At 59.1% G+C, this 14559-nt stretch carries 13 protein-coding genes and 1 pseudogene; 8 read left to right on the top strand and 6 right to left on the bottom strand.

The window, feature by feature from the left end:
* Positions 1-30 precede the first annotated feature (30 nt).
* The 4 genes from pdxA (at position 31) to A9K65_RS21525 (ending at position 4848) form a co-directional block, all read left to right on the top strand.
* Complete coding sequence (pdxA, locus tag A9K65_RS21540; protein WP_064994848.1) at positions 31-1047, top strand: 4-hydroxythreonine-4-phosphate dehydrogenase PdxA; 1017 nt, start codon at positions 31-33, stop codon at positions 1045-1047.
* Entirely contained in the window at positions 1031-2131 is a 1101-nt protein-coding gene (locus A9K65_RS21535) for a four-carbon acid sugar kinase family protein (RefSeq protein WP_064994849.1), read from the top strand. Before pdxA ends, A9K65_RS21535 begins: the two co-directional genes overlap by 17 nt.
* A 116-nt stretch (positions 2132-2247) precedes the next feature.
* Positions 2248-3207 (top strand): DJ-1/PfpI family protein, encoded by a 960-nt coding sequence (locus tag A9K65_RS21530; protein ID WP_198327519.1) that lies wholly within the window; start codon positions 2248-2250, stop codon positions 3205-3207.
* Between the two features lie 483 nt (positions 3208-3690).
* Positions 3691-4848, top strand: a complete 1158-nt coding sequence (locus tag A9K65_RS21525; RefSeq protein ID WP_064995223.1) for a sulfite oxidase — start codon at positions 3691-3693, stop codon at positions 4846-4848.
* 1925 nt (positions 4849-6773) lie between these two features.
* Here A9K65_RS21525 and A9K65_RS35265 read toward each other — a convergent pair.
* Both A9K65_RS35265 and A9K65_RS36055 read right to left on the bottom strand, forming a co-directional pair.
* Positions 6774-7133 carry a hypothetical protein gene (locus A9K65_RS35265; RefSeq protein ID WP_157678539.1) on the bottom strand — a complete coding sequence of 120 codons (360 nt, stop codon included), beginning with the start codon at positions 7131-7133 and terminating at the stop codon, positions 6774-6776.
* A 281-nt stretch (positions 7134-7414) separates the two neighbouring features.
* A pseudogene (locus A9K65_RS36055) lies at positions 7415-7613 on the bottom strand (transposase); the annotation flags it as partial.
* Between the two features lie 11 nt (positions 7614-7624).
* Here A9K65_RS36055 and A9K65_RS36635 point away from each other — a divergent pair.
* The 4 genes from A9K65_RS36635 (at position 7625) to A9K65_RS35685 (ending at position 10726) form a co-directional block, all read left to right on the top strand.
* Positions 7625-7837 carry a hypothetical protein gene (locus tag A9K65_RS36635; protein ID WP_348629606.1) on the top strand — a complete coding sequence of 71 codons (213 nt, stop codon included), beginning with the start codon at positions 7625-7627 and terminating at the stop codon, positions 7835-7837.
* A 351-nt stretch (positions 7838-8188) separates the two neighbouring features.
* Positions 8189-8764: a GNAT family protein gene (locus tag A9K65_RS21500; protein ID WP_064995218.1), complete on the top strand. Its 576-nt coding sequence runs from the start codon at positions 8189-8191 to the stop codon at positions 8762-8764.
* Positions 8765-9095: 331 nt separating this feature from the next.
* Positions 9096-10079: a tetratricopeptide repeat protein gene (locus tag A9K65_RS35690; RefSeq protein WP_198327517.1), complete on the top strand. Its 984-nt coding sequence runs from the start codon at positions 9096-9098 to the stop codon at positions 10077-10079.
* Positions 10046-10726, top strand: coding sequence for a hypothetical protein (locus A9K65_RS35685; RefSeq protein WP_198327515.1), 681 nt, complete (start codon positions 10046-10048; stop codon positions 10724-10726). The genes A9K65_RS35690 and A9K65_RS35685 overlap by 34 nt, the downstream gene beginning before the upstream one ends.
* A gap of 304 nt (positions 10727-11030) precedes the next feature.
* Here A9K65_RS35685 and A9K65_RS21490 read toward each other — a convergent pair whose 3' ends face one another.
* The 4 genes from A9K65_RS21490 to A9K65_RS21470 all read right to left on the bottom strand — a co-directional run bounded on the left by A9K65_RS21490 (position 11031) and on the right by A9K65_RS21470 (position 14383).
* Entirely contained in the window at positions 11031-11576 is a 546-nt protein-coding gene (locus tag A9K65_RS21490; RefSeq protein WP_064995217.1) for an SH3 domain-containing protein, read from the bottom strand.
* 296 nt (positions 11577-11872) lie between these two features.
* Positions 11873-12370 carry an invasion associated locus B family protein gene (locus tag A9K65_RS35260; protein WP_210192527.1) on the bottom strand — a complete coding sequence of 166 codons (498 nt, stop codon included), beginning with the start codon at positions 12368-12370 and terminating at the stop codon, positions 11873-11875.
* Between the two features lie 108 nt (positions 12371-12478).
* On the bottom strand, positions 12479-12805 hold the full coding sequence (locus A9K65_RS21475; RefSeq protein ID WP_157678534.1) for a hypothetical protein: 327 nt from the start codon (positions 12803-12805) through the stop codon (positions 12479-12481).
* Positions 12806-13180: 375 nt separating this feature from the next.
* Positions 13181-14383 (bottom strand): FAD-binding domain, encoded by a 1203-nt coding sequence (locus A9K65_RS21470; RefSeq protein ID WP_064995214.1) that lies wholly within the window; start codon positions 14381-14383, stop codon positions 13181-13183.
* Between the last annotated feature and the right edge of the window lie 176 nt (positions 14384-14559).

Below are 14559 nucleotides of genomic sequence, written 5' to 3'. Positions count from 1 at the left end.
AACGTCCGCACAGCGCTTGTGGAGAGCTGAATGACCGCAACTATAGCCATTACCGTCGGCGATCCGGCCGGTGTCGGACCCGAGATCGCGCTCAAGGCCGCCCGGCATTTCGCGCCACAGCTCGAGACCGGTGTGTTTCGGCTCCGGTTGGTAGGATCGCTGGCGGCGCTTGACGAGACAGCCCGGTCGCTGGTCTTGCCTTTGCGCGCCCTCACGACAGCGGATGAGCCGCTCGGTATCTGGCCGATCGAGGGTTCGGCCGTCGCGATCGGGCAGGTGTCTGCGGAAGCAGGCAGGCAGGCCTACGAAGCCGTGGCCGAGGGTGTGCGGCGTACGATGGCCGGCGAGGCTTCGGCAATCGTCACCGCGCCGCTCAACAAGGAATCGCTGCATCTTGCCGGTCATCGGTTCCCCGGTCACACCGAGTTGCTGGCGGCGCTGACCGGTGCGCGAGACAGCGCAATGATGCTCGCGCACGGTTCTTTCCGCGTCAGCCACGTCACGACCCACATCCCGCTGGAAGATGTGCCGGAGAGGGCGACGGAGCCACGCATGCGCCGGGTTCTCGATCTTACGATCGAAGCCTTGGGGCATGTGGGGATAGCGGCCCCCCGCGTCGCGATTGCGGCGCTCAATCCGCACGCTGGCGAAGGCGGCATTTTCGGAACCCACGACATCCGCATCACCCAGCCGATCATCGCCGACTACAGGGCACGCGGCCACGACGTCCATGGCCCCGTCCCCGGCGACACTGTCTTCGTGAAAATGCGCGGCGGTGCCTATGACGCGGTCGTGGCCATGTATCACGACCAAGGCCATATTCCGGTGAAGCTGCTTGGCTTCCAGATCGACCCGCAGACCGGTGAATGGCTTGGCCTGAGCGGAGTCAACATCACGCTCGGCCTACCGATCGTGCGGACCTCTGTCGACCACGGTACCGCCTTCGACATAGCCGGCCGCGGCATCGCCCGAGAGACCAGCCTCATAGAGGCCATCGACTACGCACTGCTTTTGACCGGAGAGAGGCCGCGTGAGCCAAAATTCTAACGCGCGTAAATCGCCTAAGTCCGATGTTCTGATCGTCGCCGACGACATCACCGGCGCGCTCGATACCGCCGGTTACTTCGCGACGCCCGAAAGACCGGTGAAGGTTTGGTTCGATGTGCCACCGTCGCTTACCGGCTACGATGCTATCGACCTCGATAGCCGAGACTTGGGGGAAGCAGCGGCGTACGAACGGGTCACAGGCGTTTTTGTCAGTCACAAACCTGACGCACGGACCTTCTCATTCAAGAAAATCGACAGCGTCATGCGTGGCCACCCTGTGGCCGAGGCGATAGCGGCTTTCCGCGCCGGACGGTTCAGACGTGCTCTTTTTGCTCCCGCATTCCCGGCCATGGGCCGAGCCACGGTCGATGGCCGGCAACAGGTAAGCTCGTCCCACGGGATAACCCCTGTCGGTCCAGCGCTAGTCGGTGCACTATCGAGCTATGGGGTTCCTGCAGCGATGATCGGCGACGCCTGGAAGCAGGATGGATTTCTTGTCGCCAACGCTTCAAGCGATGCCGAGCTTGCGGCGACCGTCGCTGCCTTCGGAGGGGATGCCGAGGACCTTTATGTGGGCTCAGGCGGATTGGCTTCTGTGCTCGCGGGAAGGTCGGCTTCCAGCCTCCGGCCACCGGCACTCGATCTCGCCATCTGTGGCACGAACCATCCGGTTGCTTTGCGCCAGGTCGCGGCGGTCCGCGGGCTGGAGACCGTCGTGATGGACGGATCCATTTCCGTACATCCCGCCTTCCCATTTCTGTTGGTCGCGCCGTCCCACGCTGCTGCGGAAGCCCAAGCGCGGCTGGCAATAGAGCAATCGCTCAAGCAACTCGTGGCCAGATTGCCGGCGCCACGTTCAGCGCTGGTAACAGGCGGGTGGACCTTGCGGCTGCTGGCGAGCATCTGCGGGGCCTCCCAAATGCTGTGCGAAGGGCTCTACGAGCCCGGTGTGGCGGTCAGCCGATTAATCTCGGGCGCTTGGAATGGCACTGTCATCGTCTCGAAGTCGGGTGGGTTCGGTAGCGAGGAGCTTTTCGCCCGACTGTTTTTTCCAGCGCGCGAAACTGGTGATTCATCTAGGTAGCAAAGCAGTCTGGCCTGAGCACATGAGCTTCTGGCACGCAACGGCGCGCTACCACGGAGCGATAGAGAAGTTAATTAGCAACCGTCAATAGCTGCACGTCAGGGGTATGCCCCAACGTGACGTCATGCCATTGCAAGGGCGATGTTCCGGAGGCTACCGCCTCCACGATCTACGGCATGTTCGACCTGTTTTCCTCGCCCGGCAGGGATTTCCTGTTCATAACCAGCGGTGCGGCGGGCACGCCGCGCATGCGGCCCTATGTGGTTGCTGGGGACGGCAGCCCGTTTCGCGCTGCAAACGGCATCTGGATGCGCCCAGATCACAGCCTTGCCGATTGCCCGCCACCCGACATCGTCTGTATTCCAGATTTCTTCGTCAATCCGGGAGAAAGCGTCGCCGGGCAGTATGACGCCGAAGCCGCATGGCTGAAGCGAGCGCATGACGACGGCGCCATGCTGGCCAGCGCTTGTTCGGGCGCGGTGCTGCTCGGCGAGGCCGGGCTACTCGACAATCGCGATGCCACCATTCACTGGGGCTATGTCGAGACGCTCACGAACAACTATCCCGGCGTTAAGGTGAAGCCGGGCCAGTCACTCGTGCTGACCGGCGAGGCCCACCGCATCGTCATGGCCGGGGGCGGCTCGAGCTGGGAGGATCTCGCCCTCTATCTGATCGCGCGCTTTGTCGGCCTCAAGGAGGCGATGGAGGTCGCCAAGGTCTACATGCTGCAGTGGCACGATATGGGCCAGCAGCCCTTCGCGGCGCTGATGCGCTTTCGCCAGACCAGCGACGCGGTGATCAACCGGTGCCAGAGATGGGCGGAACTCAACTACCGGACGCCGTCGCCCGTCGCAGCCATGACCAAGTTGTCAGGCCTGTCCGAGCGCTCCTTCGTGCGCCGCTTCGCCAGGGCCACGGACATGAAGGCGATCGACTCCATCCATGCGCTCAGGCTCGAGCAGGCCAAGCAGCTCTGCTGGAGACGGGCGAGCTCCCTGTCGAAGCGGTGGCGAATGAAGTCGGCTATGAGGATGCGAGTTTTTTCGGGCGTCTCTTCCGCCGCCAGGTCGGGGTGACGCCGGCGCAATATCGCATTCGCTTCGGTGCTCTCCGGCGAGCGCTGAGCCGCGATTGAATCTCAACCGTCGCGGCGCGATGCCCATATTCTGCTCTGCGCCTCATCTCTGCCGTAGGCAGTCGTTCTATCGTTCCTGAAAAGCCGACCCCGGTGCTGAATAGGTCCATGCCGCCCACAAGATCCACTCACCAATTGTAGGCGGCATTCGACTTTGGAGCACGACGCAGAAATCAAGCCTGGAGCGAAAAGATGCGAGCCCTTGCCCTCGCCACGAGGACAGATAGGGCATATGATTGAAGACAGCCGGCTCGGACCTGACGAGCTGGCTATTTGAGAGCGGGAAACGCCGCTTTAACTACGGCGCTTGTTTCACGCGCTCTCATATTGCCCGCCGCGGCCGGCCTCTGCTTTGCGCGATCCCGGTCGCTACTGCACTTACCCCTGAAGGAGAACTGAGCTTTTCACTGGAGGAGAAGTCATCATGCATTACCTTCCCAGACGTGAATTCATCATTCAAGGCGGAGCAGCCCTTGTAGCACTGACGTCCTTTCAATCGCGGATTGCCTATGCCTTTCCAACCCGGGCCGGCGAGGAAGTCATCAAATGGCTCGATCAGCTGCCGCCGAACCCGGTACCGGAAGTCATCAAAAATCAGCTGGTGTGGGAGGATCTCGATTCCTGGGTGACGCCCAACGACAAGTTCTTTTCAATCGCGCATTTCAACCGGCCGGTCATCGACGAAACTACGTGGAAGCTCGAAATCGGCGGTTCCGTCAAAAAGCCAACAGCCCTGACGCTCGCCGACATCAGGGCTCGACCGCGCCAGGAAGTCACGTTCACGGTCGAATGTTCGGGCAATACTGGCCTACCGTTTTTCAATGGTGGGATTGGCAATGCTCGCTGGGCGGGTACGCCGCTCGCCCCGATCCTCAAGGAGGTCGGAGTCCTCGACAGTGGTATCGAGGTTGTCTTCTGGGGCACCGATGAAGGAGAAATAAAGCGAGCCGACGACATCAAGTTCACGCAGAACTTTGCGCGCAGCATGTCGCTCACCGACGCCATGGACCCCAAAAACATCCTCTGCTACGAGATGAACGGAACTCCCTTGCCTCCTGATAACGGCTTCCCGCTGCGGCTGATAGCGCCGGGCTGGTACGGGATCGCGAACGTGAAATGGCTCAAACGAATGGACGTGAGCGACCAGCGCTTCGAGAACCGGTTTATGGGACGCGATTATGTCACACTGCGCGAGGAGGAGCACAACGGCGAAACGGTATGGGTGGAAACCTCTGTCGGGCGGGCGCGCTTGAAGTCTGCACCGGCCCGGGTCACTCATATCGGCAGTGACCACCGGATCGTCGGGGCGGCCTGGGGCGCGCCGATCGACCGGGTCGAGGTGAAGATCGATGACGGGCCATGGATGCCGGCGGCCATCGACGAAACCGACAAGGCGGACTTCGCTTGGAAGATATGGTCCGTCGACTGGCCCAAGCCCTCCGCCGGGGAGCACACAGTCACCTCGCGTGCGGTTAGTACTGGAGGGCAGGTCCAACCCGCAATGGACGATCCCATCATCGCCAAGAAGCATACCTACTGGGAAAGTAACGGTCAGGTGACGCGACGTATCGATATTCACTGACTGGCGGAAAGGCGTATCAAACTGTCTGAGATCGACGTCACCCCATGTTTTTGGCATGGGGTCATCAAAGCCCGATGTCGCCCACATCACCCCGATGTGGAACTCGATCCGCCGCTCTTCCGTGCGCTTCTGCGCTACTGCGCGCGGCGTGCTGGGATCGTCGGGCCTCTGGCAGCGCTCCTTCTACTACTCCCGTTTGGCCTGGGCTGACTTTACATACGCGCGATAGCGGGAGGCGTTCGTCCCGTTATCTCAACTGTTACATGCGCCATCCTACCTCCGAGAATACTACGTTGCCGAGCCACGTGTGATGGTCGTGAGTTCCGCGATTACGTCAAAGGCCTTGATGCTCAACGTCGGGTCACCTTTCATCTCCGCAATAATTGGCCCGTCCACGAAGGCTTGCACTGCTCATCGTCGAACAGGTAGATCCCGCCGGCTTCGCTTTGGGCCTCGTTTATAAATCCAGACCTTCCAGCGCAGGCCAGGTAGGTCCGCGATTGGTTGAGCATAAGGCACGTTTTCTTGCTCATACTTGGTGCTGGACCCGTTGAGCTTGTAGTTTATTTGCAGAATTTTAGCTGACTGTCTTTCCTCCCCTATTCTCTGTACTAGGCGTTGCACGGGCACGAGCGACCCTCCACGCGTGTGGCCGCACCCTCATTATGGTTTTTAAGAAAGCGGGACGATTCCCTCGAGCGCCGCCGAGACCGAGGTTCGCAGCCAACGGTCCATGCTGCAGGCAAGACCGGGGTCGCCGCTTAGGAAAAGGCCGCCCCTTTCTTTCTCGCGCTCGATGTTGGAGCGGCCCTCCAGGATGGCCCCCAGCGAAACAACGCCAGTCTCGACGTAAAGGTCGACGTCCCGTGCGGGCGGTCGAGAGAGCATAGCTCGGGCAAGTCCGCGCCTGGCTCTACCACAAACCAGTAATGGGGACACTTCGGTGGGGGATCGTCACGGAAATGGAAGCGGATCACGGCGCGCCGCCGCGGCAGTTCAGCGAGGTCGATCTTTCGCCGCACGGCCCACATGAGGATCGATACATCCATGTCGGCGAGCGCGATCTCCGCCTCGATGTTGCATTATGCCCATTTCGCCAGCGCGTTCATCGCCGGCTCGAGTTTGATCGACTTCTCGGTGCGGAATAGGCGACGGTGCGGGCAGCCTCGTCCTCGACGCGCTCGACCAGGCCCAACACTTCCATCTCCTTGAGCCGCCTCGACAAGAGGGCGGAGGAGATGTTGCCTACCCCCTTGCGAATATCATTGAAACGGGTCGAGCCGTTCCAGAGCTCGGTCAGGATCTGGATCGTCCAGCGCGGCTCCAGGAACTCACACGCGCGCGAGATCGGGCAGACCAGTCCGTAAGGCCGTCGCGTCAGCGCTGAGCGCTCCTTTGCCGCAAGTTAGGCCTTGCGGAGGACTAGGGCCAGTTCACAATCTGAAGCGGAACGCTTCCGAAGCTGCCTTGGCGCCTCCGCGTCTTCTAGCGTCATGGTGATCGTCATTCGAGCAATCCCGACCAACGAAGGTACCATGACCAAGCATAACACGATGCAAGCGACACTAGGCCAGACCGCACAGCCCGTGCCGGGCACTTTTCTTGATCGTCCGCTCGGACGCCTGCTTTCCCTTGTCCATGAGTGGCACCCGCGGCAACATAGAGCGCTCGCTTGGTCACCTATGAAACTTCCATCTGCGCGAGGTTGGCTTGACCAAAGCAGACGTCGAGGTGGCCTGCGCCGATAGCTTCCATAGATCCGCCTCACGCGCGCTCAAGAGTGCAGGGCAGAACCGGCAATTGGTCAGAAGGGAAAGCTGGCGCGCGCGGTGCACGTTTTAAAGCCCCGTTGATCCAAAGACAGGAACCGGAAACAGATTGTCCGCTTGCGGCCGATTCCAGACCTTCATTTGGTGCGCGACCGTTCAACGGGCTTGTCGTCCTTCATCCAAAATCAGAGCTCGGGACATGGAGTCGAGCCGATCGTCATGCTTGCGACCGGGAACGCTAAGACTTCCAGCAGGAAATCGTCCTCCCAATGTGCCTCCTTCGGCAGGTGAAAGTTTCTCCATCATAGCCGAGACACGGGATAGACGGCTCTCCTTGCCCATCCGAGCTTTGACGGGCGTGGTCGAAAGACCTTGATAGTCGAGGTCGGCTATCAAGCTCGTCCCCGATCCGACGTCCTCAATCAGGACGATATCCGGATCGTGATCGTCGATCGATCTTTTCACCGTCTGGACCAGTTGCGGGTAGGCGGCGCAAGTACGAACGACATCGAGCAAGTAGTAGTGTTGTCGTCCTTCGCCCAGATCGTCCCAACGGAGTAGTCGCAACTTATATCGCCTTTGAGGGCTGTATCCCAGTTTTGCACGATCGTCATTGAACGACGGTTGAGCTGCCCTGGATCGTACTATCGAAACCACGAGCGCTTGACGAGGTTGCAATCGGTCGGAGCGGGGGGGGGGCGCCGGTATTGGGCTGAGAAGGTGAGCGATCCGAGGTCCCGCTTCAGCCTTTCGAGTTCCGTCATTCCCAAGGGAGTCGAGTGAAGAGGGCTCCGAGCTTCTCGCGCAACGACAATCGGGCGGCACCTTTCCTGGCGCGCCGGCACGACGTCCAACCCCGGCTGGCCGTCGAGTTCGTCTTCGACGCGATAGAGTTCTGGGATGCGCCTGAGCGCCTCGCTCGCGATTCGGCGCTGGGCCGGCTGCGGCGAGTTCGTAGAAGCGCCGGCGCACGTTTGCCCAGCAGAAGGCTTCCCGGCCTGGCGCTGGTGGTGCAGCAGACGTTAAAGCGTGATCCGCACGGTCATCTGTTCGTCTTCTACGGCCGTTGCGGCATTCTGATCAAGGTTCTGTGGCACGACCGCCACAGATCGCGATCACTCCCGAACGGTGAACTTGTCCAGCGCGCCGACCGCCTTGCTATATTCACCCGGTCTATTTCCCCCTCCGGATCATATGCTGGCTACGCAATGCCCGAGTAGTTGACCATTCGCCCGTCCTGATCGATCGAGCAGCATCGACCACTTCAATCCGACAATTTCGCAGGCTCTCAAACCGGCCTTACAGGGGAGCAGAAAGATCACCTTGTCTCGGTTCATGTTCACGGAGTGGCTGAGACCAGGCTTTGAGGATGCTTCGTCGATCTTGCGGTCAGTGGCCTGAGGACAAAGCTCATTCCACGGCTGTGTATTCTCACACGAGCGTTGGATGAGACAGTTCGTCTTTCTGTATGACGTCATCGCTCGGCACTCGTATTTCCCAACAAAGCTGGCCCTTTCCGATAAAGGAACGGCGTGCCGGTAACTATGTCGATTTGCTGCCTTTGAGCGCGAATGACGCTGACGCTCTCTGGCCGGCTGTCGTTGCGGCCCCTGAGAGTTTTACCTATCTGCGATACGGACCATTTGCAGAAATCAAAAGCCTTCAAATGTTTCTTAAGGAGGTCAGCGCTCGTACGCCATCAACCATTTTGGATAGTGGAGCCAAAAGGGCAAGCGCCGCAGGGATGGCTTTCAATTTGCGACGTGGAACAAAAGGATAGCAGCATCGAAATCGGCAGTATCTGGTTCTCCCCGTCGTTGCAGGGGACACGCGCGGCGCGGGAAGCTATTTTTCTGCTGATGTGTCATGCGATGGATGAGTTGGGTTATCAACGTCTTGTCTGGAGATGTCAGTCGCAAAATCAGAAATCGTTCAAGGCTGCCAAGAATATAGGATTTACCTACGAAGAAACATGGCGACGCGCGGCAATCGTTGACGGGTGGCAGCGTGACGTGGCTTGGTTTTCCATCTTGAAAGAAGAGTGGCCCCGTCGTCGGGCCACAATAAGGCGGTGGTTGATGAGCGAAAACTTCGACGCCGCGGGCAATCAGATGGCGCGGCTCGCGGAGCTGGATTGCGGCATGTAATCGATCCTTCTCAGTGAAAGCCTCGTTCCCTTTCCCCTTACGGAAGAGGACCTTCCGCTTCCGGCCCCGCCGCACTCAGCTTCATCTCGTTTCCGATTCTCGGAGCCACCGAATGAACAGGTCAAGAATTCGCTGACGTCGTCCGTCGAGGGGACATCGTTTTCGGCCCGGTACGAAATCGGGGTCGGGGCTGGGAAAGGCGAACGATATCGCGGCTGTTGAGGAAGATGGCAGGTGAGATCAAGCGGTCAGCCTTCTGTCGAACTCCCTTCCTTCCCGGGTTTGATGTAGTCTGGGCCGGTAGTCGCCGTCAGCCATGGAGTTGGATACGATGACGTATTTCGATCTAGGCACCTTCTCCCGCCGGCTGGACAACACGCCTTCCGAGGCGCAGATGTGGTTCGACCGGGGGCTGATCTGGCAATACGGATTTAACCACGAAGAGGCCATTGCCTGTTACGAGCGTGTGCTCGAAGTGGCGCCTACAAACGTCATGGCGCGGTGGGGAATTGCCCACTGTCTAGGTCCAAACTACAACAAGCTATGGACCTCCTTCGGGCCTGAAGAGCGTATTGTCGCTTTGACGCGGGCGCATGTATTGTTGGCAGAGGCGTGCCATCTGCCTGCAATCGAAGTCGAGCGCGCACTGCTTGATGCGCTGACATCGCGGTTCCCTACTGACCCTGAGATTACGGATTATGGCCCTTGGAATGACGATTTCGCTGCAGCGATGCGCACAGTATACGAGAGTTTCCCTCACGATCTAGATGTGACCGCGATCTTTGTCGAGGCACTGATCAACCGCACGCCTTGGGCGCTGTGGGATACTCGTACCGGGCAGCCTGCGGCTGGCACCTCGACGGAGGAAGCGCACGCGGCTCTGGACCGCGCCTTCACGACCCAGCCAGCAGCCTGGGGACATCCGGGGTTGTTGCATTTCTACATTCATCTGATGGAGATGTCGTCGACGCCGGAAAAAGCCTTGCCGCATGCAGATCGGTTGGTGCGCCTCGTGCCAGACTCCGGGCATCTTGTGCATATGGCGACGCATATCGACGTGCTTTGCGGCGATTACCACAAAGTCGTGATGCGCAACCGGCAGGCGGCTCAGGTGGATCGTTCATATTTCGCTCATGCAGGCGGCAAGAACTTTTACACGGTCTACCGGATCCACAACCTTCACTTTCAAATCTACGGGGCCATGTTTCTTGGTCGCCGTCGGACGCCTTCGAAGCTGCGAGGGCATTGGTGGAAAACCTGCCAGAGCCGGTGGTGCGTTACATGCCAGAGATGTTTGAAGCCTTTGCGCCGATGAAGTTGCACGTACTTATCCGCTTTGGACGCTGGTCCTGTATCCTGGAAGAGGCCTTCCCCGAGGATGCGGAGCTTTACTCCTACAGCGCCGTCCTGTTGCATTATGCCCGGACAGTGGCTCTGTCCAACCTCGGTAGAATTCCCCAAGCCGAGGAAAGCGCTAGCCTTTTCGCGGCAGCGCGCGATGCAGTGCAACCCGAGCGCATGCTGTTCAACAACCCCTGCGCCGATATCCTGAAGGTTGCCGAAGCGATGATGCTGGGGGAGTTGCACTACAAATCCGGCCGCGTCCATGAAGGTCTGGATTTCCTGCGGCATGCGGTCGATCTCGACGACAATTTACTTTATGACGAGCCATGGGGTTGGATGCAGCCGACGCGACACGCGCTTGGCGCATTGCTGATGGATGCCGAACGATATGGCGAAGCTGAGGCTGTCTATCGCGCTGACCTTGGGCTTGATGCGACGTTGCCGCGGCCTTGCCAACACCCACGCAACGTCTGGAGCCTTCACGGCCTGCTTGAATGCCTTAGCCGACGGGGTGACGCGGTAGAAATCAGCGACGTCCGACAGCAGTTGGATCAGGCTCTGGCGCATGCAGAAGTGCCCATCATGGCATCATGTGCCTGTCGGAGTGCACCGCGATAAGTGGCAAGGTTCCGCTCGCTAGTTGCAACGATCTCTGCGCCAAAAGAGCCAGCATCGAGTCGCACGCATCCATTGCGCGCGAAGACGGGCAGATGGCCCATCCGCAGGCTGAACTCCTGTCGTAGCCGCCCATACGCCTATACGATGGATGCGCGTGATGCATCGAACTGACAGCTTCGAGCAAGTGTGAGGACGTGGGGTGTCTGGATCACAGTGGGCACCTGATGACGCTTACACCGGAGGGAGGACATAGATCAGCCGAAAAGTGAATGAACGTCCGTCAACGATTTTCCGGCCTCGTCATTCAGAACACTTCGCCGGGATAAGCCCCCCACAAGTCGAACTGTTTGATGAAGCCTGACATCGAACTCAGCGCGACGCTGCACCATTGACCATCGCATCCCCTGAGTTTGACTTCAACGGCAGGTTCCAGCCAGGAGATAACCGGGCCATCGAATTTAGCCTTTTTGCGTAGAGCAACGTTACCTTTGCTCCAAGGAGCGATCACGGCCGTTCTGCGTCCAGACAGAAGCGGAGCATAGATCCATCCGCTGGCCCCGCTCCAATCCCGTACCCGCCGCCATTTGCCAAATTGCTGGTAAATCTCAAGGGGAATGCCCGGGCGCATGTAGACCCATTCAATGCTGTAATCGACACCAGGGCCGATCCGCAGGTTCGCGGGTGAACCTTTCAACGAGACGAAGCGGGGTATAGGAACGCTAGTGGTCTCGGCTCGCAATCCTGTCGTCGGTGCAGAAGCGGCTAGCAAGCCAACCGTGAGAGCAGATCGAATGAGCGCCCACGCTTTAAAAACCTGGGCGCCGCGTTCGGTTTCGAAAAAGGATTGCATGCGGCGCGGCCGGACCACCTCACACCATAGTTTTTGTTAAAGGGGTCTGCACAATGGAGTCGACCCCTCGCGTCAAACCAGAAGCCCGTGAGCTAATAAGCGGATCGGGCGGACCGAGCTGAAAGCCTCTTGGTGCCAGGAAGAGCAGGACGACAGCAATCGCTATCAGCAGGATAACGATAGCGGTATTGAAGAACTCTCTCATCTTCTTCATCCAAGGTTTCACGCGCCTGGGTGGTTTTCTCCAAGTCGATTGAGCGGCTTTGGAGCGACTACCGTGCGTCGCCGGACTTCGCTCAACGAGCTGATTTGCAAATCTTGCTCGCTTTCAAGGCGGCGGTGAGCCCCATCAGCGAATAGGCGTACTGGGTTTGTGTACCTCTCCAGGACGTGGCCAACAGCTTCATTTTGCTGGCTGCCCGCATGGCATTGACCATCGATCGATCCTCTTCGGCGCTCGCCAACCAAGCCTTGTTGTCTTGAGTAAACATTGAGAAGTGCTCGTCTGCGATCACCACATCGATGTCCGACCCCGGCTTAAGCCGATACCCCATGACGGCTTCGGGCTGGTCATCCTTCGGCGCTCGCGAGATCATGACAAAATTCTCGCCATGATCGACATCCGCAGGAAGTTCGGAAACAGGGACACTCAGGACATAGCACCATGTTGTGTCTGAACGATAAGAATAGACGCCCCATGCACCGTGCTGAGAGAGAAGTCTGGGGCCAGCTTGCACCCAAGTGATAGAAAGTAGCAAGGATGCAATGCTTGCCACAACTGCTTTGATGGTCATCATATCCTTCCAGATTTCATACCAGCAAACGTGGTCAAGGTGGTTTCCATATCACTGATGTTTGAAGATGGGCTTCTCAAGGGGGATCTTTGGAAGTTCTGACCACCATCAAGCCGGCCGTGCTGCGGCTTGATCGAACTGCCTCAGTCGGGTGTTGGACTTTGCCTTCGTGCGGAAGTCCAACATTTGCCCTTCAGTAGTCCCGGATCGCAACAAGCCGGTCCCCTTGACGGTGGCGATAACGAGATGGGACGCCCGCGGATAGTACCGTGGCAAAGCCGCCGCCTGGTCGGTCAGTGTTGCGCCATAAAGGCCGCACAATTCGCCGCCGAGCAGTCGAGCACGATCGCCTTTGCCGTCCAACATGGCTATGTAGTCTCCGTCGTACGGGTAACCGATGAGCGCGATCTCCTCATAGTCTTCTAGCTTCCGCATACTCGTCTCGTGTGCCGTCTGCCGCATCCGTGGTCAGCGGGGCCGTGTCTCCGCTGCGCCAATCACGCCTGGAATGTTTGTGCTTTTCATCGGCGGACCGGCCCAGCGGCCATGGACAGGGGGACAACCGCTGGGCCAATGAGAGCGCGCTCCTCCCGACCGCGAGCACTGACGTTGTCGTGATCATCAGCACTCGCGCTGCGCTCCCAAGATGGCGCTGCCGCTCCCGGCATTGGACGATGGTCCGCTGCTTGATGCGCCACGTCGAAGTTCACTCTCATGCGGCATATACCGAGCGTGGCGGGAAACTATTCCGGCATGGCGACTATTTTTCGGAAGGTTGGCGCGGGAGGCTGGCGCGCGCCACCGCTGTCGTCAATTCGTCGGCGATGGCCAGCGATAATCAGGTAGCTGCAGAGCGTCGGCAATTTCTCGCCCGATGGCCAATCGTGCGACACCGGGGATTGCAAATGTGCTTATCACCAAGTTGCGAACAAACAGGCCCAATTGCGTCCTTGGTGCAAAGGCTGTGGCAAATCGCTCGGCGCCGCGCTGCTTCGTATGAATGTAATCCCGCAAGAGAGTTTCGTACGTGCGGAATGCCTCCTGATATCGTCCCTCGGCCCTGAAAAGTTCACCCGCCAAGATATAGGCCGAAATCATGGCCAGGGCTGAACCTTGTCCGGCCAACAAGGACACGCAAAACGCGGCATCGCCCGTTAGAGCAATGCGGCCTTGCGACCAACTGTTCATCCTGATCTGGCTGACGCTGTCGAAATAGAGATCGTCGATCCCATCCAGCGCATTCAAAATACGCGGGCATTCCCATCCCCCACCGCCGTAAATTTTTCGCAGCACTGCCTTCTGCATTTCCAGCGTCGCTGGCACTGGGTCGTTGCCCGCCGCAAAGACGAACAAGAAGAGCGTTCGGTTATCACGCAGCGTGAAACGCCCGAGCATTCTTCCTGGCTGGCCGTACATCAAATACACGTCTTCGTCGCGTGGACGGTAGCCAGCGCACTCGAAGGCAGCGACAGCGTAACCGAGTCTCTTTTCGAACTGCTGCTGTGGCCCGAAGGCCAGACGGCGAACGCCGGAATGCAGACCGTCAGCGCCGATCACCAGATCGAACGCGCGCTCGCCTCCACGCTTGAAGTTAACGCGCACACCGGCTGGATGCTCTTGAATGCCGAGGATCTCATCATCGAATATGACTTCGGTCGTATACTTTATCTTGTCGAAAAGCAGCCTAGAGAGATCGCTGCGTCCGAGTGTCACAAAGCGGCCCGCTGTCAGCTCAGTAAAAACGTCCGTGCCAAAACCTGTGACGCGCTTTCCACGATCGTTTACAAAGCGCACTTCGCGTACATGGTAGCCTACGCGATTGATCTCCTCCTCGAGCCCCATTCGCTCGGCGATGCCATAACCAAGGCCCCAAAAATCGATGACGTAACCTCCCGTGCGCAAATGGGGCGCTCGTTCGATTAGTGTTGGTCGGAATCCACCGGCTGCCAGCCAGAAGGCAAGGGCGGGGCCGGCGATTCCGCCGCCGGAAATCAACACCGTTCCGATGGCCATATTGAAAAGTTAGTGGAAGTCGCCGCTATGGCAAGGAGAGGTCAGTCGGCACGAGAATGATGATTCGCTGCCCAGGCCGCCGGGGACGGTGTCCCGTTAAACAGGCGGCTGGGAGTGCCTCTTTCCCAACAGAGGCAGCCTTCCCGTGACTCACGAGATTATAATATCCCGAATGG

Source organism: Mesorhizobium sp. WSM1497 (genome assembly GCF_001672455.2).
In the GTDB taxonomy this organism is placed as follows: Bacteria; Pseudomonadota; Alphaproteobacteria; order Rhizobiales; family Rhizobiaceae; genus Mesorhizobium; species Mesorhizobium ciceri.
Note: the sequence above shows the minus strand (reverse complement) of the source record. Positions and strands in the feature narration are given on the sequence as shown.